This window comes from Prevotella melaninogenica ATCC 25845 (genome assembly GCF_000144405.1).
In the GTDB taxonomy this organism is placed as follows: domain Bacteria; phylum Bacteroidota; class Bacteroidia; order Bacteroidales; family Bacteroidaceae; genus Prevotella; species Prevotella melaninogenica.
Map to the genome: position 1 here is coordinate 601,240 of NC_014371.1, position 23,160 is coordinate 624,399.

The window sequence follows — 23,160 nt, forward strand, 5'->3', positions numbered from 1 at the left end:
ATACTATCTATGACTACCGAAGGCACTGCGTGAGCCACCAGAGTTGCTGCCTCCACCGCCAGAATATGAGCCACCGAAGCTACCACCACCTCTTGCACCACCAAATGAGCTTGGTGAAGGCTGTGAGAATGTAGAGCGCTCTGGTTGAGAATAAGAGCGTGTCTGATTCTCAAAACCATTCTGACGTGCGCCAGCGAAGCGATCATAGTAGCTTCTCATATCATTACTCTGAGATGCATTGTTACCATACTGGTTTACATTGCCACGACGACTTGAGAAAGAAGATCGTCCGTTGTCATAGGAACCACTTCTTGCTTGAGAACCAAAGTCTCTTGGAGAGTTACCCCAGTGATTAGCTGTACCCGTATGACCATTGTAAGCATAGTAGCCACCTCTTCTATAACCATAGTAAGGATAGCCACCATAATAGCCATAATATCTGCTCCATGGGTTGTACCAACCATAGTCAGCATAACCATAATAGTATGGATAACCGCCGTAGTAGCCATAATATGGATAACCACCATAATAGCTATAATAAGGATAGCCACCATAATAACCATATGACCATGGATCATCCCATCTGTCATACCAGCCACCATAATAAGGTGAACGCCATCCCCATCCTACATAGAACGAAGAGCGACCAGCAAACCATGGGTCATAATAGCCACCCCAAAATCCATCAAAACGACTCATTCTTCGGCTATAAGCAAAGTCATCGTTATCACTTTCGTACTGACGAGTGAAACCTCCATAGATAGTATCTAACACTACAGAGTCGCCATGCAACGTAGAGATACGAGACATAAAGATATCGTTTCCAAGAGAATCAACTCCTATTTTCTTATAATTATACTTGCCACGACGATTGTATTCGTCATTAGACTTACCAATACCGCTATAATATACAGGGCGATCCTCCTCCACTTTACTCTGTTGATAAACAGACTGATCCGCCTTTGACGGGGTAAAATAAAGGTCATCTTGCGCCATTGATAGCAATGGCATAGCTCCAAATAAAACCGAAAGTAATACTGAACGTTTCATATACCTTTTTTTTAATTTACACTTGTTTTAACACCAAGATAATGTTTGTACACAATCTTTATAGTGCAAAAATAAGATAACTTTCTTTGCAAATATACGGATTTTCCCTAATCCATGGTAGGTTTTTCCCTATTTTTTATAATTTTGCAGTAGAAATTTAACACCAAGATGAAATATATACAAGTAAAGTTTACGGCAGAACCTGATTCTCAGGATGTAAGAGACATTATTGCAGCTCTTGCAGCTGAAGTTGGATTTGATTCTTTCACAGACGAACCAGACGGACTCGTTGGCTACTGCCAAGAAGACCTTTTCAATGAAGAAACACTCACTGAGATCATGCAGAACTTGCCAATTCCAGACGTAAAAGTTTCTTTCGAAGCTGCTCAAGCTGAAGATAAGAACTGGAATGAGGAATGGGAAAAAGCAGGTTTCGACCCTATCATCATTGACGACCGCTGTGCTATCATCTGTAAGAATATGGAAGAAGATGCCACAGCTACCTATCCTCAACTTGAGACAATCCCAATGAAGATTGCCATTGATGCACAACAAGCATTTGGAACAGGTACACATGAGACAACACAGATGATTGTTTCATTACTACTAAACCAAGACCTCAAAGAAAAGAGAGTTCTTGATTGTGGTTGTGGAACAGGTATTTTAGGCATTGTTGCTGCAAAGTGCGGTGCAAAAGAAGTTGTAAGCTATGACATTGATGAGTGGAGTGTACGCAATGCTGAGCATAATGCCGAACTAAATGGTGTAGAATTAGATGTGCTTGAAGGCGACAGACGAGTCTTATCACATGTGAGTGGTGTCTTTGATGTTATCTTAGCAAATATCAACCGTAACATTATCCTTGAAGATATAGACGACTTTGTCAGCGTTATGACAACAGAATCAAAGATTATTCTGAGTGGATTTTATGAGCAAGACGCAGAGGCTATCCTTCAAAAAGCTAATGAACTCGGTCTTAAAGAGAATCAACGTTTGTTGAATCACGATTGGTGTTGCCTACTACTTGAACGTCAGTAACATCATCTTGGATAAGTAGTTGCTGTAAGTCATAGAAGCTACCATTGTAGATGTCTAAGTCTACATATCCCTTAATACCTGGCAGCCTTCCGGCATCGGTATGCTGCCAGAATTTCCAAGCACCTTGGTACTCCATCTGATTAACATAATAGTGGGCTATCCAATAAGGATAATCATCAAAGCGAGAATCAGAAAGGTATTGGTCTTTAAACTTATAATAGGTATAGATGATAGGTTTCACATGATACCTATCTTCTACTATATGTAGCCACGTCAGAATATTCTGCTGGAACTCTTCTGTACTGATATTCTTTGGTTTATGTTCCACATCAAGCACAGGTGGTAAATCTCCCGGCTGCAGATGAACCATGGCAAGGAAGAAATAAGCCTGCCGACGTGCTGACGACTTATTACTCCAGAAATGATATACACCACGTATAAAACCATGTTCTTTCGCATTGGAGAAGTTATCACGGAACTTAGTATCAATATGACTATCGCCCTCCGTTGACTTGATAATCACAAAACGAATAGGCAAACGATCTATCAGTGCATTTCTAAGTCGATTCCAGTTAATCGTACCTTGATAACGACTTACATCAATACCATAAATCGTATAACCTTCAGGATAATCTGGATCACCATAAATAGCACGCCATCTAAAACCTGTAGGTGATACAAAAAAGAAGTAAAACAGAAAACTATACCCTACTGCAAGACACAATCCTCCAGCCCAACGCATCCAACTTGGCATCTGAATCCAAGTCTTTAGTATTGATTGAAGCACTTTAGAGATAAACATTTTCTTACTTTTGGATAATTTTATATTCTACTTTACATCTATGTATATTGAACTTTCAAGTTTTTTTTTCATGAAGAAAAGAATTTCTTTTCATGAAGAAAAAGATTTATTTACGTGAAAATAAATAATTATTTTCATGAAAATAAATTAGCACACTACTTAAATATGAGTTCAAACATGTTGTTTCTTTAGATCTATAGACAACAAAAATGAAAGCAATTAAGCACTACTTACAGCTGTATTCATGTGCTTTTATTCTCGTATGAATACCATAATAATAGATTGAATATCAAAGGGATAATTTAAAATATTTACCAACTACTCAAAGCATAAAGGTCAGAAGAAAATAAGAAATTATATAAAACAAAAGAAGAAACAGAGGATAGATTTATCCTCCATCTCTTCTTTATGAATATACTATTACTTAGCCTGCTCTAATTCGAGAGTCTTAGTAGTCTGATCACATACTGAAGAAGGACCCCAGTACTGGATAGGACCTGGATAAACATAGCATGTTTCCTTAGCCCACTTCTCACGCTGAGCAGCAAAAGTCTTGAATGGAGCACCATCAAGTTCAACAAGTGCCTTACGAATAACAGGCTTCATCTCACCATTACGTCTCTCCATGTTCATCATCATAGTGATTGGTACACCTCCTGCCTTCCACTGATCAGCAGGAGCTGTAGTGTTCTTAACGATAGCCATATAACCTGTCTTACCGTTAGCAATCAACTGAGCTGCAGATGAACCAAGTGCATAGCAGTAGTCTGCATCAAAGTTAGAAGGAGCTGCACAACGACCCTCGTAACCAAAGAAGTGGTGCAAAGGAGAGAACTTACCAGCATACTTACCTTCCTTCTTCCACTGATCAAGCTTAGCTGCAACCATCTCAGAGATGAGTTTCTCTGTCTCAATGAGAGATACCTGTACGTTTCCGTGTGGGTCACGGTCGAGAGAAAGCTGACGAGCAACGCCCTCTGGAAGTGTTTCAAATGTAGCCTTGTTCTCTGCAGAGAGGTGTTCAAGGATATACTTACGCTGTGCATCCTTGTCAAGGTTCAAATAATCAGCACCATGAGCAGCGAGCAAATCATTCAACTCCTGAATCAAACGACCGATAGCAGGAATAAACTCGATAAGACCTTCTGGAATCAAAACAACACCGAAGTTGTTACCCTGCTCTGCACGGTAAGCAACAACACCTGCGATATACTCAACGATATCATTCAAAGTCTGATCCTTAGATTCAATTTCCTCAGATACTAAGCAGATGTTTGGCTGAGTCTGCAAAGCACACTCAAGAGCGATGTGAGATGCAGAACGACCCATCAACTTGATGAAGTGCCAATACTTACGAGCAGAGTTACAGTCACGCTCGATGTTACCGATAAGCTCAGAGTAAGTCTTTGTTGCTGTATCGAAACCGAAAGAAGTCTCAATCTGATCGTTCTTCAAGTCGCCATCGATAGTCTTAGGGCAACCAATAACCTGTACACCATACTGCTTAGCAGCATAGTATTCAGCCAATACACAAGCATTAGTATTAGAGTCGTCACCACCAATGATTACAACAGCCTTGATATCCAACTTACGAAGAATCTCAAGTCCCTTCTCAAACTGCTCTTCCTTCTCAAGCTTTGTTCTACCTGAACCAATCATATCGAAGCCACCAGTGTTGCGGTAAGCCTGAAGATTCTCAGCAGTAATCTCAATATAGTTGTGATCAACAAGACCACCAGGACCCATAAGGAAACCATAAAGACGGTTCTCTGGGTTCAACTTCTTAACCTCATCGAAGAGACCAGAGATAACGTTGTGACCACCAGGAGCCTGACCACCTGAAAGAATGATACCAACGTTAATCTTAGCATTGTTAGCCGAATCAGCTGGAACAAACTCTACGAGAGGCATTCCGTACGTGTTAGGGAATAACTTCTTGATATCCTCTTGATTGTCAACACTCTGTGTAGGAGCACCTTCCTGCACCTTTACTGCACCCTGAAGAGCCTTAGGCAACTTTGGCTGATAGCCTGCTCTTTCCTTCTGCAATGCGCTAATTTCCATGTGTTTAATTTAAATGATTTGAATATAATGATTTATTTAATGTCTTTACTACTCTGCAAATTTACTTTTTTTATCCGATAATAGAAAGGAAAAGACGCTAAATTAAAATTTTAACTCTATTTTTATGTAAGAAAGTCTTGCTTTTCTTTTTTTTTATTTATCTTTGAACGAAAATATAAAATATAGCTATTTAGGATTAATATGAGCAACAAAAGAGATTTGAAACGCACCATCAATTACATTTGTGGTGATTTGTTTACAGAGGGCATCGCAGCATCTCTCTATGGTGAGAATCGTGATAATGACAATACTGAGGCTATCCTCACTTCTATTTTAGTAATGCACAGCAATTACATCAGACGCGTATCTCACGTTCAGCCGGGTATGCCTGCCAAAGTATATTTCAAAGACTTGAAGGACAAGTTTAGTAAAGAAGTCAATGAGATTGTTGATCAACTCAATAACCTTGCATAATGTTACAGGGTATATCAAAGTGGCTTCTTTATAGTTTTATGGGGTGGAAGAAGGATGTTAGGTTTACATTACCTGACAAAGCTATTATTTGTCTTGCACCTCACACAAGTAATTATGATTTCCTTATTGGTCAGCTTTACGCAAGAGCTGAGCGACTAGAGAGCAGCTTCCTTATGAAGAAGGAATGGTTCTTCTGGCCGCTTGGTCCTATCTTTCGCAAACTCGGAGGAATCCCTGTATGGCGTGATAAGAAGGCAAGTATGACCGACCGGTTAGCCGACTATGCTATAAAGCGTGATAAGTTCCAACTTTGTATTACTCCCGAAGGAACCAGAAGTCTAAACCCTGAATGGAAGAAAGGCTTTTATTATATTGCTCTAAAAGCACAACTGCCTATCTACCTCTACGGATTAGATTATGAAAGGAAGCTAATAGAGTGTTCAAAGGTTATAACACCATCGGGCGATTTGGAACAGGACATGAAGGAAATCAAATTGTATTTCAAAGACTTTAAGGGTAAACATCCAGAATTGTTTACGATAGGAGAATTAAACGGATAATGAAGATAAAATTGCTGTGTACAGTCCTTCTTGCAATGTCGTTTGCAAATACTTTTGCACAATCGAGTAAGTCAACATGGGGGAAAACAGATTATGAAGATGCACCATGGGTAAAGAATGTTTCTCGCCCTAATGAAATCACAGAGGGATTACAGAATAGACATCTTTCTGTATGGTCATCGCATGGAAGATATTACGATGCTAAGAAGGGTGGATGGAGATGGCAAAGACCAATTCTATTCGGTACTACTGAGGACCTATACACACAAACAATAGTTCTTCCTTATCTCATTCCTATGCTTGAGAACGCAGGAGCAATTGTCTTTACACCTCGTGAAAGAGACTGGCAGAAGAATGAAATTATAGTAGATAACGATAGTCGCACCAACTACAAGGAAGAGAGTATGAAGAAGAAGTGGGCAACCACTTCGGATAAAGGCTTCGCACAACATTATGGAAGTTATAATGATGGTGAGAATCCATTTACAGCTGGTACGGCTCGACAAGTAAAGGCAAGAAAGCGCAACAGTAAGATTAGCTCTGTTGTCTACCAACCTACTTTCCCTGAAACAGGACGCTATGCCGTATATGTAAGCTATCAGACACAGAAGAAGAGTGTGGAAGCGGCAGAGTATATTGTTTTTCATAAAGGACAAGAAACACATTTCCGAGTAAACCAACGTATGGGTGGTGGTACTTGGGTTTATCTTGGCACTTTTGAGTTTGACAAGGGAAACAGTATCAATAACTCTGTTGTACTGACTAATCATAGCTCGCATAGAGGTATTGTAACTACTGACGCAGTACGCTTTGGTGGTGGTATGGGTAACATTTTTCGTGGTGGAACAGTGAGTGGTTTACCTCGTTTCCTTGAAGGTGCAAGATACTCAGCACAATGGGCTGGTGCACCTTGGAATGTAGTCAGCAAGAGTAATGGCTCTAATGACTATAACGATGACATAAACTGCCGTTCCTTGATGACGAATTGGCTCGCTGGAGGTTCTTGTTATCTGCCTGAAAAGAAAGATGGTAAGAAAGTACCTATCGAACTTACGTTGGCTATACATAGCGATGCCGGAGTTAAAACTGATGATAGTTACGTAGGAACCTTAGGAATCTGTACTACGCAAGATGGTAATAAAACATTGGGAGATGGACTTTCACGTAAGGTTTCAAAGACCTTTGCAGAACAGTTGGTAGCCAATGTAAAGAAGGATTTGGACAATGCTTTCCACATCAATTGGACAACTCGTTCAGTGTGGGATCGCAACTATAGCGAAACGCGATTACCTGAAGTTCCTTCTGCTATCCTTGAGACGCTCTCTCATCAAAACTTCCCCGACATTAAATTAGGTCAAGATCCTAACTTCAAATTCACCTTTGCACGTTCTGTTTATAAGACTATCTTAAGGTATGAAGCTAACATGCACGGTAAGACTTATACTGTTCAACCACTTGCACCAAATAACTTCAAGATAGAATATGTATCAGCAAACAAGGTGAGATTACAATGGAGACCAACTACGGATGCCAGTGAACCTACCGCAACCCCTACTTCCTATAACGTGTATGTTGCGATGGGAACAAGAGGTTTTGACAATGGAATGAACGTTCGCAATCCTTATTTTGACATAGAGCTATTACCAGGTGTAGTCTATAATTTTAAGGTAACTGCTTGTAACCGTGGTGGTGAGAGTTTCCCAACAGAAGTTCTTTCAGCCTTACGCAATGAAGGTGCAACTCAGACAATTCTCATTGTCAATGCTTTCAGTCGCCTTTCTTCTCCTGCTGTTGTTAATACAAGCACCGAGCAGGGCTTCGACCTTGAAGCAGATCCAGGTCTTAGCTATGGTCCTGTGGCTGGATGGGCAGGAAGACAAGCCAACTTCAATAAGGCAATGATGGGCAAAGAAGGTCCAAGTGCCTTAGGTTATGGTGGCGAAGAACTCGTAGGTAAGGTTATTGCAGGAAATGATTTCAACTATGTCAAAGACCACGCAGAGGCATTACGCCATGCAGGAAAATACAATATCGTCAGCTGTAACGGTAAGGCTGTAGAGTATGGTGAGGTGAATCTTTCCAAGTATGCAATGGTTGACTTACTCCTTGGCAATGAGAAGGATGACGGGCATAGCTTGTATTATTACAAGACTTTTAAGCCTGCACTTCGTCAACAGTTGACGAAGTATCTGAATAATCGTGGCAAACTCTTTGTCAGTGGTTCTTATCTTGCATCCGATATGCAGGGTGTTGATGAGCAAGATTGGTTGAAAACCAACCTCAAGATTACTTTTGATGGGGCAAACTATGACAATTATAACTCTGTAGTAAGTGGTATGGGAATGTCATTCGATGTTTATCGAACTATCAACGAGCAGCATTATGGTGCTTATACACCAGACTATATTCTTCCTGTTGACAATGCTTTCAGTACCTTAACTTATGCAGATGGCAAAACTGCAGCTGTGGCATATAAAGGAACTGACAACAGTGTTTTCACACTATCCTTCCCATTCGAGTGCATCAAGGATGCACCTACGCGTAACAGTATCATGAAGGGTATTGTCAACTTCTTAATGAAGAAATAAAAAACAAAGAAATTGGAATAATCTAAAAGAGTAAAGACTATGTATAAAATTCAAGCAAACGCTTCGGGAACACGAAGCATTGAGATTACAGACAGCCATCTTGAGACAATAAAGAAATATTCACTTCTCTCTGGACTGGTTGATTCCAATGGTATTATTGACGAGGATATCCTCGACAAACTGAGATTCAATGTTCGTGGACTTCTCGAGTCTGAACCTGGTAAAGATAAAGACTTGTTAGACTTATGTCTTGATGTTATTTATAATCAAAACATGAAAGCTATCGGACTTAAAAATCTTGTTACACTCTTCAAGGAGTGGGTCTTAACACACCAAGACGCTGAAGAAGAGAACAGTGAAGTCCTTTAATCATAAAGAAGGAATAATAGTAAAGTTCAATTTCTTGAAAACAAGTAACATACTTAAAAAGAAATTCATTTAAAAACAAAAACATTTGAGTTCACAAAAAGAAAATAGAAGACCTGCAAAGCAGCATAAAAAGACAACACCTACACAGCGACAAGATAGAGAGGCTGCTGTTAAGAATGAAGCAAAAACCACAAGACCTTCAAGATTTCAGTTGACAGACTTCCTCCCTACCACAAAGAAGGAGGTAGAACTCCGTGGGTGGGATCAGTTAGACATTATCCTTTTTTCGGGTGATGCCTATATAGACCATCCTGCTTTTGGTGCTGCTGTCATTGGTAGAACACTTGAGTCAGCTGGCTATAAGGTGGCTATCGTTCCACAACCTGACTGGCATGGCGACTTCCGAGACTTCAAAAAATTAGGCCGTCCACGTCTCTACTTTGGTATCTCACCCGGCGCAATGGACTCGATGGTGAACAAATACACCGCCAATCGTCGTCTACGCTCAGACGATGCTTATTCACCTGATGGTAGACCCAACCTGCGTCCAGAATATCCAAGCATTGTTTACTCTAATATCCTCAGACAGCTCTATCCCGATGTTCCTATCGTCTTAGGCGGCATCGAGGCTTCATTGCGCCGTCTTACTCATTACGACTATTGGAAAGATTGTGTTCGTAAGTCCATTCTCTGCGATGCACGTGCCGACATGATTATCTATGGTATGGGTGAAAAACAGGTGGTAAGCATAGCACAAGAGTTGGAAAATGGTGCTAACATTAAAGACTTGAAGCATATTCCACAGACCGTATATCTTTGTAAAGAATCAGAGATTCCTGACGGAATAAAAGAGAGTGATATTGTACTTCATTCCCACGAGTCTTGCTTACACAACAAAAAATATCAAGCAGAAAACTTCAAACATATAGAAGAAGAGTCAAACAAGAAGCACGCACAACGCATACTGCAGGCTGTTGACAACGTTTATGCCGTTGTTAATCCACCCTATCCTACCATGACAACAGAGGAGGTAGATGCAGCCTACGACCTACCATATACACGCGAGCCACATCCGAAGTATCGCGGTAAGACTATCCCTGCCTATGAGATGATTAAGCACAGTGTGAACATTCATCGCGGATGCTTTGGTGGCTGTTCATTCTGTACCATTTCTGCACATCAGGGTAAGTTTATTAGCTGTCGCTCGAAAGAGAGTATCTTAAAGGAAGTAAAGCAGGTTATACAGATGCCCGACTTCAAAGGTTATCTCTCCGACCTCGGTGGTCCATCAGCTAACATGTATGGTATGGCAGGTAAGAACCAGAAGGCTTGCGAGCATTGCAAACGACCAAGTTGTGTGAATCCAGAGATATGTCCTAACCTTGAAACCGACCACACCAAACTGCTTGAAATCTATCATGCAGTCGATGAACTACCAGGAATCAAGAAGAGTTTTATCGGTTCTGGTGTACGTTATGACCTACTTCTGCACAAGAGTAAGGACGAGAAGAGTAATGAGGCTGCCAGACAATATACTCGTGAGTTGATAACACGACATGTCAGCGGCCGTCTGAAGGTTGCACCAGAGCATACTTCAGACCGCGTTCTAAATCTGATGCGTAAACCTTCGTTCCAACAATTCTATGCATTCAAGAAGATTTTTGACCGCATCAACCGTGAGGAGAATATGCGACAGCAGATTATTCCTTACTTCATATCTTCTCATCCTGGCTGCCAGGAAGAGGATATGGCAGAGTTGGCAGTACTAACGAAAGACCTTGACTTCCACTTGGAACAAGTGCAGGACTTCACCCCTACTCCAATGACCGTTTCTACAGAGGCATGGTACACGGGGTATGATCCTTACACACTTGAACCAATCTTCTCAGCAAAGACACCAAAGGAGAAACTTGCACAGCGTCAATTCTTCTTCTGGTATAAGCCTGAAGCACGACGAGATATTGAGCGAGAGCTTCACCGCATTGGACGTAGTGACTTGATTGCTAAGCTCTATGACAATGTTCCGAAGCGACACCCTCGTGCGGTTTATGATCCTAAGGCAATTGGAAGTACTCCCGACATTCCAAACAAAAAACGGAAGGGAAGAGAGGAAAAGCCAACAGAGAATCGTAGGAAATCTGCTAAGCAAAATGGTAAACAGCCAAAGAGTTTCAACCCAAACTTTTCTGGCAACCATCGTCGCAGACAAAAATAAAGTTATAAAAAAGGAGTTATGAAGTAAAAATCATAACTCCTTTTTTTAATCATTAAGGAGATGATAGGGTTAAAAACAAAGAATAATCTTATTTCAGAGGATACTCAACAAAATAAAGATAACATCCAAATAAATTAATAAAACGAGCTTTATAACATTGAAATATTATGACAAAAATAAGAAGAAAGAGTCCATAATTTTACCAAAACATATACTTTCAACGTGCTTTAATAACTTACTAATGCACAACGAGTTACAAAAATGGTTTTTAAAAGATGCTTAATTGGACTTCATAAGGGCGTTAGTAAGACTCCAAAAGGGCACCTTTTGCAATTCAATTGGGCGTCTTTTAGAAGCCAAAAGAGCATCTTTCATTTTTCAATGTTTGATATTTTTTTACAAAGTAGCAAAAAAGTAATGTATTACTTGCGTTTGAACATCCTACTAAATAATTTATTCTTTATCACGATTTATCATTATCATAAGAGTATGTAACACATAATTCTTGCCTATTAAACCTAATCTTTTACCAACAAACCAAAGTTATCAGTTAGAAATAGAAGTCATTAAACCTAAAACCTTAACAATATTTAAAGAGGTGAAGATAACTATCTCCACCTTTTTTAGTAATTTTGCATTTGATTCTGTAATAAGAGCCTTTTTGCTCCTACAAAGTAGATGGGCAGGAAGAAACAGATGATTAAAAGATAATTTATTAAGAAGCTATAAATAAGAAAATAAATTCAAATTATGAGTAAGCAAACAGAAAAGATCAAGGCACTCGTGGAGAAGCGCGAGTTAGCACGCTTAGGTGGTGGCCAGAAGGCCATCGACAAGCAGCATGAGCGCGGAAAGTATACTGCACGTGAGCGTATTGAAATGCTGGTTGACAAAGGCAGCTTCGAGGAATACGATATGTTCAAACTCCATCGTTGTCATAACTTCGGTATGGAGAAGAAGCAGTACCTCGGTGATGGTGTTGTTGCTGGTTCAGCAACTATCGACGGTCGTCTCGTCTACCTCTATGCACAGGACTTCACCGTAAATGGTGGTTCGCTTTCTGAAACAATGGCTCAGAAGATCTGCAAGGTAATGGATATGGCTATGACCAACGGTGCACCAGTCATCTGTATGAACGACTCTGGCGGCGCACGTATCCAGGAGGGTATCTCTGCTTTGGCAGGTTACGGCGAAATCTTCGAGCGTAATATCCTCGCTTCTGGTGTTATCCCACAGATCTCAAGCATCCTTGGTCCATGTGCCGGTGGTGCAGTTTACTCTCCAGCATTGACAGACTTCATCATCATGAAGGAGCAGACAAGTTACATGTTCCTGACTGGTCCTAAGGTTGTAAAGACCGTAACTGGTGAAGATATCGACGCAGAGCACCTTGGTGGTGCAAGCGTTCACGCTTCAAAGAGTGGTGTAACAAGCTTCACAGCTAAGACTGAGGAAGAGGCAATGGACCTTATCAAGAAGCTCCTTTCTTACATTCCTTCAAACAACCGCGAGGAAGCACCACGTGTAGAGTGCACTGACCCTATCGACCGTAAGGAAGACCTCTTGAACGAGATTATCCCAGACGATCCAAACCAGGCATACGATATGTACAAGGTAATTCAGGCTGTAACTGACAACGGAGAGTTCTTCGAGGTTCAGCCAAAGTTTGCTAAGAACATCATCACTGGTTTCGCTCGTTTCAATGGTCAGAGTGTTGGTATCGTAGCTAACCAGCCATCAGCCTACGCAGGAGTATTAGACACTAACGCAAGCCGTAAGGGTGCGCGCTTCGTTCGTTTCTGCGATGCTTTCAATATTCCAATCGTTTCACTTGTTGACGTACCAGGTTTCCTCCCAGGTACTGGTCAGGAGTATAACGCTGTAATTCTTCACGGTGCACAGTTGCTCTATGCTTACGGTGAGGCTACAGTTCCAAAGATTACTATCACATTGCGTAAGAGCTATGGTGGTTCACACATCGTTATGGGTTGTAAGCAGCTCCGTTCTGATCTCAACTTTGCATGGCCAAGCGCAGAGATTGCTGTTATGGGTGCATCTGGTGCTGTTGCCGTTCTCTGTGGTAGAGAAGCTAAGGAAGTTAAAGAGCAGGGTGGCGATGTTAAGCAGTTCCTCGCTGAAAAGGAAGAGGAGTACTCAGAGAAATTTGCTAATCCATATCAGGCAGCTCAGTTCGGCTACATTGATGATGTTATCGAACCACGCAACACTCGTTTCCGCATCTGCCGTGGCTTGGCTCAGTTGGCTCATAAGAAGCAAGACTTACCAGCTAAGAAGCATGGCTGTATGCCAATGTAATAAGGAGGCACGCGACTATGGATAAGAACGTATATGCAGCTATTGCAATGGCACTCTATGAGTTTGCCGGAAACAATGTTCACGATAACGAACCAGGTATTATCACTATTCTGCCAAAGCAGACAATGTGGGATGCTAAGTTCGAGATAATGACAAAGAAACCATAATAGACAACAATGAAAGAATTCAAATATACTATCGACGGCAAGGAATATAAAGTCGAGATTGGTGAGATTAATGCCGAGAATGTTGCAGAAGTATCTGTCAACGGAGAGCAGTATGCAGTACAGATGGAACAGCCTGCTGAGCCAGAGAAGAAGAAGGTTGAGCTTGGTAAGCCTGCTGCTGCTGAGGCAAGTGAGGAGGCTACTCCTGCTGTTGCTATCAACAGTTCTGCAGCTGTTAAGGCTCCACTTCCTGGAACCATCACATCTGTTGAGGTGACTGTTGGTCAGGAGGTAAAGGCTGGCGATACTGTTGTTGTCCTCGAGGCTATGAAGATGCAGAACAACATCGAAGCTGAGAAGGATGGCAAGGTAACTGCTATTGCTGTAAAGGTCGGTCAGGCTGTGCTTGAGGACGACCCATTGGTTGTTATTGAATAATTCTGCTATCAGTTGACATTCGTCACTGATGCTATTATCATTTTCTTAAGAGGGTGTGTCATTACGGCATACCCTCGCTTTTTTGATAATAGTACATCAATATATAGGAAATAAAAAACACACAATCACATTTCTTTCTCCAAGCAGGAAAGAGGAATATCTATTATTAAGTTACACCTTATTAATAAATAACTTCCTTACCTTACTTTGAAAGAAGAAATGTGATTGTGTGCTTATAACAGTAAGGACGCTACGTCCTACACTTACAAAGTCAAAGGATTTATCCTCTAACTGATACCCTTTTCTATCTGTTTATAACTTGTTGCCTTCCTTAGGAAAAACAATTGAAGGTTTGAAGGTTTTTGCTTCTTCAAAATCCATCAATGCATAAGAGATAATAATTACCTCATCCCCTACTACAACCTTGCGAGCTGCTGCACCATTAAGGCAGATACAGCCAGAGCCTCTTTCTCCCTTAATAATATAGGTTTCAAAGCGTTCACCATTGTTGTTATTCACAATTTGAACCTTCTCACCTGCTATCATATTAGCAGCATCCAACAAGTCTTCATCAATAGTAATACTACCCATATAATGAAGATTTGCCTCTGTGACAGTAGCACAGTGCAACTTACTTTTTAATACTTCTATCTGCATCTTTTCTTATTATCCTCTGTATTTTATGTGGTCAATAAGTCGGATAGGCGTATGGCCACAATAAACAGTAATACAACCTACAACATACACTTCCCATGTATTTACTTCAAGAAGCGTGTTGCCATCTACAATCTCAAAATATTCTACCTCAAGTCCATCTACTGCATTGATATCGGCAATGACTTTCTCACGTGTTTCTGCAACTGTATGGGTCTTAGAGAACGCTACACTTTGACTTAACACCTCATATATTTTCGGTGCTACAGCACGCTCATCGGCTGTCAATAACATGTTGCGTGAACTCATAGCCAGACCGTCTGCATCACGTATAATTGGACACTCTACTATCGTTATTTCATCCTTCATGCCAATGAAGTCAACAAGACGTTTGATAACAGCTATCTGCTGCCAATCTTTCTCACCGAAATAGGCTCTATTCGGATGAACAATATAAAATAATCTGCTGACAACTTGGCAAACACCATTGAAATGACCAGGGCGCTTTGCACCCTCCATCACTGTTGATTGTGGTGAAAACTCGTATTGACGATTATCTGGTTTAGGGTAGACTTCTTCAACAGATGGGGCAAAAACATAATCTGCTCCACAAGCTTCAATAAGCTTACAATCAGCCTCTAATGTACGAGGATAACGTTCTAAATCTCCCTTATCATTAAACTGGGTAGGATTAAGAAAAACAGAAACAACTGTTATATCATTCTCCTTGACGCTTTGTTTCACAAGTGACGCATGACCATCATGCAACGCACCCATCGTAGGAACTAATCCAATAGTTTTGTTTTCCTTGCGACAAGAGAAAAGTTCGTTCTGAAGTTCAACAATCTTTTGGATAACTTTCATCAGTCTCTAAAATTAAAATCGTTGCAAAGTAACAACAAAATAATTAAATAGACGAGATTTTAATTAAATAATCTCAACATGCCCTACTTTTTATTTGTTTTCAGCCGAAAGCGGGAGTTGTATCATTTTTTTTTCGTACCTTTGCAAAAGATAAGCTGCGCCCAGAAAAGACTAACATTCTATGCGTTTGCTTGCAGTAATTGCAGAAACAAAAATTCTAACATAAAGAATGGGAAAAAAAGTATTATTTGTTAATCAAGAAATCATGCCATATGTGCCTGAGACAGAGATGTCTTTCTATGGCTCAGAAATGCCACACATCATGCAAGAAGCTGGATTTGAGATCCGTACATTCATGCCAAGATGGGGAAATATAAACGAACGTAGAGGGCAGTTACACGAGGTTATTCGCCTTTCAGGTATGAACTTGATTATAGACGATACAGACCATCCATTGATTATCAAGGTGGCAAGTATTCCGCAGACACGCATACAGGTTTATTTCATTGATAATGAAGATTATTTCCAAAAGCGTCCTGCAATGACAAAGGACGAATTGGGTAACGACTATCCTGACAACGGCGAGCGTGCTATCTTCTTTGCAAGAGGCGTATTGGAGACAGTAAAGAAACTAAGATGGGCTCCTGATGTGATTCATTGCCAGGGTTGGATGTCTTCTGTTATCCCATTCTATGTAAAGACTGCTTACAAAGATGAGCCACAGTTTGCCAATTCAAAAGTTGTGACTTCACTCTTTGCAGAACAGCCACAAGACAGCTTGGGTACTAACTTTAAGCATTGTCTTGAGTTCCGTGAGGCAAAGGCTAAGTATTTGAAGAACTATGGTGATGACTTCGATTTCATGGAGTTAGGTAAACTGGCTATCGACTATTCTGATGGTGTCATTGGTACCAGTGACAAAGCTCACGCTGATCTTATCAACTATGCTAAGACTCACGATAAGCAGCTTTTGGAACATGCAATCGATGATGCTGAACTAAAGGAGAAGTATTCAGAATTTTATAATAAATTATTCTGATACACTTAGATTCATACAATTAAGACATTCTAAATGAGAAAGAAATTCATTGCAGCCTGTATGCTTGCAGCTTGTATCGGAATGGTATCATGTGATGATACTACAGATACCCTTGGAGGCTCACTTATCGACAATGGCGACAAACTTTCTATAAAGGCAGACACCTTCAGCGTAGCTTCTGAAACAATGGTTGCTGGCAGTGTTATAGCACGTTCATCAACTGGATATTTGGGCAGAATGGTTGACCCTGAAACAAATACAACTGTTACAGGTAACCTGATGTCTCAGTTCCATGTGCTTAGTAATTTTGAGTTGCCAGCAAAGGACTCTATCATGAGTCGCGATGCAAACAATGAGATTATAGCTGATTCATGTGATATAAGACTGTATTACAGCACCTACTACGGTGATTCTCTGAGCCAAATGAAGCTGACTGCATACGAACTTTCAAAGCCTGTTGAGGAAGGAGTAACCTACTACTCTAACTTCGATCCAGAAGCAAAAGGCTATATTCGTCCAGCTGCACAGGGTGGCATTGCGGAGAAACGTTCATTCACACTGGCAGACTATACAGAATCTGATAGCATCCGAAATGGAAGAAATTATAACCGTAACATCATCGTTCGCCTAAACAAACAGTATAAGGATAAGAGCGGTGTTACATATAACAACTACGGGACTTACCTGCTTCGCAAGTATCAGCAGAACCCTGCTGCATTCCGTAATCCTTATCGTTTCTTGCATGAAATATGTCCAGGATTCTACTTCAAGGTTGATGGTGGCTCTGGTTCTATGGCACATATACAGATTGCACAGTTGAATATTTACTTCAAGAATAAACAAAAGGGTAAAGTATCAGAGATATCAACCAACTTTGTAAGTACTGAAGAGGTCCTTCAGTTGACAAACTTCTCTAACGACAACACAAAGTTACAGCAGTTAGCAAGTGAGTCTGGTCATACTTATCTTAAGACTCCAGCAGGCTTGTTTACAAAGTTGACGCTCCCTGTATCTGACATTATGGCAGGACATACAAACGATTCTATCAACTCGGCTAAGGTTGTACTCTACCGAGAAAACAATAGTACAACATCTGATTATCAGTTTGGAATACCACAGAATGTCGTTATGGTAGCTGCCGATAGTCTACAGTCGTTCTTTGCGAACAACCGTCTACCTGATAACAAGACTTCGTTCTTGGCAAGTTACAACAAGACAACGAACAGCTATGTGTTCAACAATATCTCGGGAATTATCAACCTCTTCTCACGCAACACATCAATGCCTGCATGGGGTAAGGTTGTTATCGTACCAGTTGAATTACAGACTGTAACACAAGGTTCTGGTAGTACTCAGAAAACGATCATTACTAAGGTTTCTCACGACATGGGCCTCTCAAGCACAAAGTTATTGGGAAACACATCGACTGGAAAGAACATTCAGATTTCGATAATATACGGTAAGTTCAATGGCAGATAACTTCTTGGAACGTCATCGTGAAGAATATGAGCAGCGCAAAGCGGCTTGGCTTCGCAAGAAAAAACACTTGGGACGACAGCCCAAAGCGAAACTTCAGAAGCCTGACGACGAAGCACTGTAATAGAATATAAAATGTAGAATCGGACTTACAACACCCATGTATGTCCGATTCTTTGTTTTTGGCACACCTTTTGTTTATAAAACCCTACTAATACAGGACATATTGTCCACAGATACAAGTAAAGAAAAGAAAGGTTAGGATATGATGAATCAATTCTCCCCAAAGGTCTCTGAAATACTTTCATTCAGCCGAGAGGAAGCAGAACGACTGACAAGTGCATCGGTTGCTCCTGAGCATATCATGCTCGCCATTCTGAGAGAGAAGTCAGGACCAGTATGGGAACTATTCAACCAATGGAAGGTTGATATAGATAATATAAAGAAAGAAATAGAAAGAAGACTTCAGGAGGAAACAATTGACCCAACTTCTTATGTGCCTGATATGCTTTTGAACGAGCAGGCAAATAACATATTGAAATTAGCTGTACTTGAGGCACGTATACAACATGCACAGACAGTAGATATTCTTCATCTCTTCCTTGCAATATTACATGATTCTTCTAATAATGGTGCAAAGAAGGTAATGGAAGAAAATGGGTTTAATTATAACAACGCAATATCGATGTTACAACAACGCGCAAACCAACCAAAGAATGGTATAGGAATGGCTGACGAGGAAGAAATGGATGATGATATGATGTCATCTTCATCGTCTGAAGGCAGCAATAATGCCAAGACAACACAGGCTCCACGTACAAAATCAAAGACACCTGTACTCGATAGTTTCGGTACCGATCTTACTCAAGCAGCTGCCGAGGGTAAACTCGACCCTGTTGTAGGTAGAGAGAAAGAGATTATGCGTGTCAGTGAGATTCTTGGCAGAAGAAAGAAGAATAATCCTATTCTCATTGGTGAACCAGGTGTAGGTAAGAGTGCTATTGTCGAGGGTTTAGCACAACTTATTGTGAAGCATCTCACCTCTCCAATTCTCTTTAACAAACGCGTCATCACGCTTGACCTGACAGCTGTCGTGGCTGGAACAAAGTATCGTGGTCAATTTGAGGAGCGTATCCGTGCATTGATTAAGGAAATCGAACAGAATCCAGACATTATCGTCTTTATTGATGAGATTCACACACTCATCGGAGCAGGTTCTTCACCAGGTTCAATGGATGCTGCTAATATCCTCAAACCAGCCTTGGCAAGAGGCACTATACAGTGTATCGGTGCAACAACACTTGACGAGTATCGTAAGTCTATCGAGAAAGATGGTGCCTTAGAACGTCGTTTCCAAAAGGTACAGGTTGAGCCAACAACAGTTGAAGAGACATTACAGATTCTTGAGAATATCAAAGAGCGTTATGAAGCACATCATCATGTAAGTTATACAGAAGATGCGCTGAAGGCTTGTGTGAAGTATGCTGACAGATATATCACTGATCGTTTCTTCCCAGATAAGGCAATAGACATTATTGACGAAGCAGGTTCACGTATCCACCTGCAACATGTAAAGGTGCCACAGGCTATTCTCGATATTCAGAAAGACATTGAAATAACGCGAGAGAAGAAGCAAGCTGCTGTAAAGAATCAGAACTTTGAGTTGGCTGCAAGTTTCCGTGATAAGCAGACTGAATTAGAAAAGACACTCAAAGAGGAGCAGGAGAAATGGCAGAAAGGTGATACCGAAGATAAGGTTGAAATCAATGAAGAAGCCATTGCTGATGTTGTCTCTATGATGACAGGCGTACCGGTACAGCGCATGCAGGAGGCAGAAGGCATCCGATTGAAGAATATGGATGCTGAACTCAAGCAGGTTGTTATCGCACAAGATGCAGCCATCGACAAGATGGTAAAGGCTATTCAGCGTAACCGTGTAGGTTTGAAGGATCCTAATCACCCTATTGGTGCATTTATGTTCTTAGGTCCTACGGGTGTGGGTAAGACTTATCTTGCCAAGAGACTTGCTGAGATGATGTTTGGTTCTGCCAATGCTTTGATACGCATTGATATGAGCGAATATACAGAAAGCTTCAACACCTCACGCCTTGTTGGTGCGCCTCCAGGATACGTTGGCTATGATGAAGGCGGACAGTTGACAGAGAAAGTACGCCGTCATCCCTACTCTATTGTCTTACTTGATGAGATAGAGAAGGCACATGGCAACGTATTCAATATGCTTTTGCAGGTACTTGACGAAGGTCGATTGACAGATGGTAACGGCCGATTGATAGACTTCCGCAATACGGTGATTATTATGACATCAAATGCGGGTACACGTCAGCTGAAGGAATTCGGGCAAGGTGTCGGCTTTAAGGCAGCAAACTTGAATGGTCTTTCACAGAGTGAGGGTGACAAGGAGCGTGCTCGTGCTATCATTCAGAAGAGTCTTAGCAAGCAGTTCGCACCAGAGTTTCTCAACCGTTTGGACGAGATTATCACCTTCGACCAACTCGACCTCGAGGCTATCAAGAAGATTATCAACATTGAACTCAAGGGTTTGTTCAAACGTGTGCATGAATTAGGCTACGAAATGGAGATAACAGATGAAGCTAAGGAGTTTGTTGCAAGCAAGGGATATGACGTACAATTTGGTGCGCGTCCATTGAAGCGTGCTATCCAAAATCATATCGAGGATGGACTGAGTGAACTGATTCTCTCTGGCGAAATCAAGGCTGGTGACACTATCAAAGTATCTAAAGAGAAAGATAGTGAGAAACTAAAGTTTGATATTGTATCAGCTGAATAAAATACAAGGGAAGGAATTATCACCTCCTACCCTTACCAAATTTGTAATATAAAAGTCATCTTCAAAGAATGAATTGATGCTTAGTTGCATTCCAATTAAGCCTTAATTGACGTTCAAAAGATGCTTAATTGAAGCCTTAAAGGTGCTTAGTTAGCGTCTAACTAAGCACCTTTTCTTATGCTATTTTACAACACATTGATTGACTGAAAGTTACAGACACGGTAAAAAAGGCTCTTCATTAAGAAAAAAACATGTAGAATGCTTATTTTTTTGTAATGATATTTTTAACCCTTAACGATAACATAACAACGTAAAATATCAAATAGAGTTGCCCGCTAAAAGAGACAGAAAGCTATCCAAAGATTTATATATAAGAAGGTATAGAACAATAAAAACAGGAGTTTCCACAAATAAAACTTTATAGAGACTCCTGCTTTAATTATAATACAAAGCCCTCGCAAATATTATCAAAGGCTAAAAATAGACCATTACAAACCCAAACTCTTCTTGATAGCTTCAATCTTTACAGCTGCACGCTGCTCGCAAACAGGGAAGTCAGAAGCAGAATTCATTGTATCCTTTATCTCAAGATAGAACTTAATCTTTGGCTCAGTACCTGATGGTCGTACACTAACCTTAGTACCATCTGTGCAGAACCACTGGAGAACATTGCTTGTATCAGGCATATCCATCTTCTCCTTAGAACCGTCGGCCTTTGTAATCTCAAGACTCTGGAAGTCCTTATAAACATCGATTACGCTACCGCCAAGCTCCTTAGGAGGATTAGAACGGAAGTTCTTCATCATCTGCTGAATCTCGTCAGCACCGCTCTTACCAGGACGCTCAACATTGATTGTGTACTCATGGCTGTAACCATACTCCATATAGATATCCATAAGAATGTCATACAAAGTTTTACCATGATCCTTTGCATATGCACAAATCTCAGCCAACAAAGCACAAGCACTTACAGCATCCTTATCGCGTACGAAGTCTTCTGCAAGGAAACCATAGCTTTCCTCACCACCGCCGATATACTGCTGCTTACCCTCAGAGAGTGCAATCTCGCGTGCAATCCACTTGAAACCAGTGTAGCAATCACGCATCTCTACGTGCTGTTTTTCTGCAATCTTGCGGATAACCTCTGTTGTAACAATAGTCTTTACGATAAAGTCTGTTGGCTTCATCTTGCCCACAGCCTGACGATTTGTAATAATATACCACAAGAAAATAAGACAGGTTTGGTTACCATTAATCAGTACCCACTCGCCATCGCTATTCTTACAAGCCATACCTACACGGTCAGCATCTGGGTCAGAAGCCATCAAGATATCAGCATCGAGAGCCTTTGCATCACGCAAGCCAAGTGTCAAAGCCTCTGCAATCTCTGGGTTTGGACGGTCAACAGTTGGGAAGTTACCATCTTTAACCATCTGCTCCTTCACACAATGAACATTGTCAAAGCCCCAAGAAGCCAATGCACGTGGAATCATTACGCGACCAGCACCATGCAGAGGAGTATAGACAATCTTAAGATCATGCTGATTCTTAATTACCTGTGGGTCAATGCTGATAGTCTTTACCTGCTCCAAATAAACCTTATCAACATCCTCGCCGATAATCTGAATCAAAGCCTTATTGCCCTCGAACTTGACATCCTCAACCTTAACCTTGTTTACTTCGTCGATAATACCCTTGTCATGTGGCGCAAGTACCTGTGCACCATCATCCCAATAAGCCTTATAACCATTGTACTCACGTGGGTTATGACTTGCAGTAATATTCACACCTGCCTGTGCCTTCAAATGACGAATAGCAAAAGAACACTCTGGAGTAGGACGAAGATCATCAAAAAGATAAACCTTTATGCCATTAGCTGAGAAGATATTAGCAACGGTCTCAGCAAAGAGACGAGAATTGTTACGGCAGTCGTGGCAAACAACTACACTAATCTGCTCCTTATCCTTGAAGTTAATCTTCAGATAATTAGCAAAGCCTTGGGTTGCCATACCGACGGTATAAATATTCATACGATTAGAGCCTGCGCCCATAATACCACGAAGTCCACCTGTACCAAACTCTAAATCCTTATAAAAAGACTCAATAAGGTCAGCCTTATCGTCATTGTTAATCATAGCCTCAACGGCAGAACGAGTTTCTTCATCAAAAGCAGGAGACAGCCACTGTCTTGCTTTCTCTTCGCATTGTGCGATGAGTGTTTGGTTATTGCTCATAAT

The 23,160-nt window shown here is 40.9% G+C and carries 19 protein-coding genes; 13 read left to right on the plus strand and 6 right to left on the minus strand.

Annotation, left to right across the window (positions count from 1 at the left end; translation table 11 throughout):
- Positions 1-3: 3 nt before the first annotated feature.
- Positions 4-1,050 (minus strand): hypothetical protein, encoded by a 1,047-nt coding sequence (locus HMPREF0659_RS09445; protein ID WP_013265576.1) that lies wholly within the window; start codon positions 1,048-1,050, stop codon positions 4-6.
- Between the two features lie 168 nt (positions 1,051-1,218).
- Here HMPREF0659_RS09445 and prmA point away from each other — a divergent pair, with 168 nt between their 5' ends.
- Entirely contained in the window at positions 1,219-2,088 is an 870-nt protein-coding gene (gene prmA, locus HMPREF0659_RS09450; protein ID WP_013265333.1) for a 50S ribosomal protein L11 methyltransferase, read from the plus strand.
- Here the strand turns inward: prmA and HMPREF0659_RS09455 are convergent.
- Both HMPREF0659_RS09455 and HMPREF0659_RS09460 read right to left on the minus strand, forming a co-directional pair.
- Positions 2,027-2,890 (minus strand): glycoside hydrolase family 25 protein, encoded by an 864-nt coding sequence (locus tag HMPREF0659_RS09455; protein ID WP_044046067.1) that lies wholly within the window; start codon positions 2,888-2,890, stop codon positions 2,027-2,029. The genes prmA and HMPREF0659_RS09455 overlap by 62 nt on opposite strands.
- Positions 2,891-3,310: 420 nt before the next feature.
- Positions 3,311-4,954: a diphosphate--fructose-6-phosphate 1-phosphotransferase gene (locus HMPREF0659_RS09460; protein ID WP_013265533.1), complete on the minus strand. Its 1,644-nt coding sequence runs from the start codon at positions 4,952-4,954 to the stop codon at positions 3,311-3,313.
- Positions 4,955-5,155: 201 nt separating this feature from the next.
- On the opposite strand from HMPREF0659_RS09460, the gene HMPREF0659_RS09465 reads away from it, so the two are divergent.
- The 8 genes from HMPREF0659_RS09465 (at position 5,156) to HMPREF0659_RS09495 (ending at position 14,081) form a co-directional block, all read left to right on the plus strand.
- On the plus strand, positions 5,156-5,428 hold the full coding sequence (locus tag HMPREF0659_RS09465; RefSeq protein ID WP_004359493.1) for a hypothetical protein: 273 nt from the start codon (positions 5,156-5,158) through the stop codon (positions 5,426-5,428).
- Positions 5,428-5,988, plus strand: coding sequence for a 1-acyl-sn-glycerol-3-phosphate acyltransferase (locus tag HMPREF0659_RS09470; protein ID WP_013265426.1), 561 nt, complete (start codon positions 5,428-5,430; stop codon positions 5,986-5,988). Before HMPREF0659_RS09465 ends, HMPREF0659_RS09470 begins: the two co-directional genes overlap by 1 nt.
- Positions 5,988-8,576, plus strand: a complete 2,589-nt coding sequence (locus tag HMPREF0659_RS09475; protein WP_044046068.1) for a golvesin C-terminal-like domain-containing protein — start codon at positions 5,988-5,990, stop codon at positions 8,574-8,576. The genes HMPREF0659_RS09470 and HMPREF0659_RS09475 overlap by 1 nt, the downstream gene beginning before the upstream one ends.
- 39 nt (positions 8,577-8,615) lie before the next feature.
- Positions 8,616-8,945: a hypothetical protein gene (locus HMPREF0659_RS09480; protein WP_013265369.1), complete on the plus strand. Its 330-nt coding sequence runs from the start codon at positions 8,616-8,618 to the stop codon at positions 8,943-8,945.
- An 85-nt stretch (positions 8,946-9,030) separates the two neighbouring features.
- Positions 9,031-11,160 carry a YgiQ family radical SAM protein gene (locus tag HMPREF0659_RS09485; RefSeq protein ID WP_013265215.1) on the plus strand — a complete coding sequence of 710 codons (2,130 nt, stop codon included), beginning with the start codon at positions 9,031-9,033 and terminating at the stop codon, positions 11,158-11,160.
- A 750-nt stretch (positions 11,161-11,910) separates the two neighbouring features.
- Positions 11,911-13,476: an acyl-CoA carboxylase subunit beta gene (locus HMPREF0659_RS09490; RefSeq protein WP_004359500.1), complete on the plus strand. Its 1,566-nt coding sequence runs from the start codon at positions 11,911-11,913 to the stop codon at positions 13,474-13,476.
- Positions 13,477-13,493: 17 nt separating this feature from the next.
- Positions 13,494-13,643, plus strand: coding sequence for a hypothetical protein (locus HMPREF0659_RS12760; RefSeq protein WP_004353441.1), 150 nt, complete (start codon positions 13,494-13,496; stop codon positions 13,641-13,643).
- Between the two features lie 9 nt (positions 13,644-13,652).
- A complete protein-coding gene (locus tag HMPREF0659_RS09495) occupies positions 13,653-14,081 on the plus strand; it encodes a biotin/lipoyl-containing protein (RefSeq protein ID WP_013265101.1) in 429 nt (142 codons plus the stop codon).
- Between the two features lie 312 nt (positions 14,082-14,393).
- Here the strand turns inward: HMPREF0659_RS09495 and panD are convergent, their stop codons facing one another.
- Together panD and panC are read right to left on the minus strand one after the other, a co-directional pair.
- On the minus strand, positions 14,394-14,738 hold the full coding sequence (gene panD, locus HMPREF0659_RS09500; RefSeq protein ID WP_013265384.1) for an aspartate 1-decarboxylase: 345 nt from the start codon (positions 14,736-14,738) through the stop codon (positions 14,394-14,396).
- 9 nt (positions 14,739-14,747) lie between these two features.
- Positions 14,748-15,599 carry a pantoate--beta-alanine ligase gene (panC, locus tag HMPREF0659_RS09505; protein ID WP_013265345.1) on the minus strand — a complete coding sequence of 284 codons (852 nt, stop codon included), beginning with the start codon at positions 15,597-15,599 and terminating at the stop codon, positions 14,748-14,750.
- A gap of 229 nt (positions 15,600-15,828) precedes the next feature.
- Between panC and HMPREF0659_RS09510 the strand changes: the two genes are divergently transcribed.
- The 4 genes from HMPREF0659_RS09510 to HMPREF0659_RS09525 all read left to right on the plus strand — a co-directional run bounded on the left by HMPREF0659_RS09510 (position 15,829) and on the right by HMPREF0659_RS09525 (position 20,923).
- On the plus strand, positions 15,829-16,638 hold the full coding sequence (locus HMPREF0659_RS09510) for a glycogen/starch synthase (RefSeq protein WP_004359504.1): 810 nt from the start codon (positions 15,829-15,831) through the stop codon (positions 16,636-16,638).
- 33 nt (positions 16,639-16,671) lie between these two features.
- A complete protein-coding gene (locus tag HMPREF0659_RS09515; protein WP_013265287.1) occupies positions 16,672-18,117 on the plus strand; it encodes a DUF4270 domain-containing protein in 1,446 nt (481 codons plus the stop codon).
- Positions 18,107-18,238 carry a hypothetical protein gene (locus tag HMPREF0659_RS09520; RefSeq protein ID WP_004359506.1) on the plus strand — a complete coding sequence of 44 codons (132 nt, stop codon included), beginning with the start codon at positions 18,107-18,109 and terminating at the stop codon, positions 18,236-18,238. Before HMPREF0659_RS09515 ends, HMPREF0659_RS09520 begins: the two co-directional genes overlap by 11 nt.
- A 141-nt stretch (positions 18,239-18,379) precedes the next feature.
- Positions 18,380-20,923 carry an ATP-dependent Clp protease ATP-binding subunit gene (locus HMPREF0659_RS09525; protein WP_013265236.1) on the plus strand — a complete coding sequence of 848 codons (2,544 nt, stop codon included), beginning with the start codon at positions 18,380-18,382 and terminating at the stop codon, positions 20,921-20,923.
- Between the two features lie 488 nt (positions 20,924-21,411).
- Here HMPREF0659_RS09525 and HMPREF0659_RS09530 read toward each other — a convergent pair whose 3' ends face one another.
- Positions 21,412-23,157 carry a phospho-sugar mutase gene (locus HMPREF0659_RS09530; RefSeq protein WP_013265103.1) on the minus strand — a complete coding sequence of 582 codons (1,746 nt, stop codon included), beginning with the start codon at positions 23,155-23,157 and terminating at the stop codon, positions 21,412-21,414.
- Positions 23,158-23,160 lie beyond the last annotated feature (3 nt).

Bases quoted from the DNA above. Each gene is read 5' to 3' on its own strand.
- HMPREF0659_RS09530 (WP_013265103.1), bottom strand. From the start codon at position 23,157: ATGAGCAATAACCAAACACTCATCGCACAATGCGAAGAGAAAGCAAGA.
- HMPREF0659_RS09490 (WP_004359500.1), top strand. From the start codon at position 11,911: ATGAGTAAGCAAACAGAAAAGATCAAGGCACTCGTGGAGAAGCGCGAG.
- prmA (WP_013265333.1), top strand. From the start codon at position 1,219: ATGAAATATATACAAGTAAAGTTTACGGCAGAACCTGATTCTCAGGAT.
- HMPREF0659_RS09465 (WP_004359493.1), top strand. From the start codon at position 5,156: ATGAGCAACAAAAGAGATTTGAAACGCACCATCAATTACATTTGTGGT.
- HMPREF0659_RS09480 (WP_013265369.1), top strand. From the start codon at position 8,616: ATGTATAAAATTCAAGCAAACGCTTCGGGAACACGAAGCATTGAGATT.
- HMPREF0659_RS09495 (WP_013265101.1), top strand. From the start codon at position 13,653: ATGAAAGAATTCAAATATACTATCGACGGCAAGGAATATAAAGTCGAG.
- HMPREF0659_RS09510 (WP_004359504.1), top strand. From the start codon at position 15,829: ATGGGAAAAAAAGTATTATTTGTTAATCAAGAAATCATGCCATATGTG.
- HMPREF0659_RS09515 (WP_013265287.1), top strand. From the start codon at position 16,672: ATGAGAAAGAAATTCATTGCAGCCTGTATGCTTGCAGCTTGTATCGGA.
- panD (WP_013265384.1), bottom strand. From the start codon at position 14,738: ATGCAGATAGAAGTATTAAAAAGTAAGTTGCACTGTGCTACTGTCACA.
- HMPREF0659_RS12760 (WP_004353441.1), top strand. From the start codon at position 13,494: ATGGATAAGAACGTATATGCAGCTATTGCAATGGCACTCTATGAGTTT.
- HMPREF0659_RS09455 (WP_044046067.1), bottom strand. From the start codon at position 2,890: ATGTTTATCTCTAAAGTGCTTCAATCAATACTAAAGACTTGGATTCAG.
- HMPREF0659_RS09525 (WP_013265236.1), top strand. From the start codon at position 18,380: ATGATGAATCAATTCTCCCCAAAGGTCTCTGAAATACTTTCATTCAGC.
- HMPREF0659_RS09475 (WP_044046068.1), top strand. From the start codon at position 5,988: ATGAAGATAAAATTGCTGTGTACAGTCCTTCTTGCAATGTCGTTTGCA.
- HMPREF0659_RS09445 (WP_013265576.1), bottom strand. From the start codon at position 1,050: ATGAAACGTTCAGTATTACTTTCGGTTTTATTTGGAGCTATGCCATTG.
- HMPREF0659_RS09520 (WP_004359506.1), top strand. From the start codon at position 18,107: ATGGCAGATAACTTCTTGGAACGTCATCGTGAAGAATATGAGCAGCGC.
- HMPREF0659_RS09470 (WP_013265426.1), top strand. From the start codon at position 5,428: ATGTTACAGGGTATATCAAAGTGGCTTCTTTATAGTTTTATGGGGTGG.
- panC (WP_013265345.1), bottom strand. From the start codon at position 15,599: ATGAAAGTTATCCAAAAGATTGTTGAACTTCAGAACGAACTTTTCTCT.
- HMPREF0659_RS09460 (WP_013265533.1), bottom strand. From the start codon at position 4,954: ATGGAAATTAGCGCATTGCAGAAGGAAAGAGCAGGCTATCAGCCAAAG.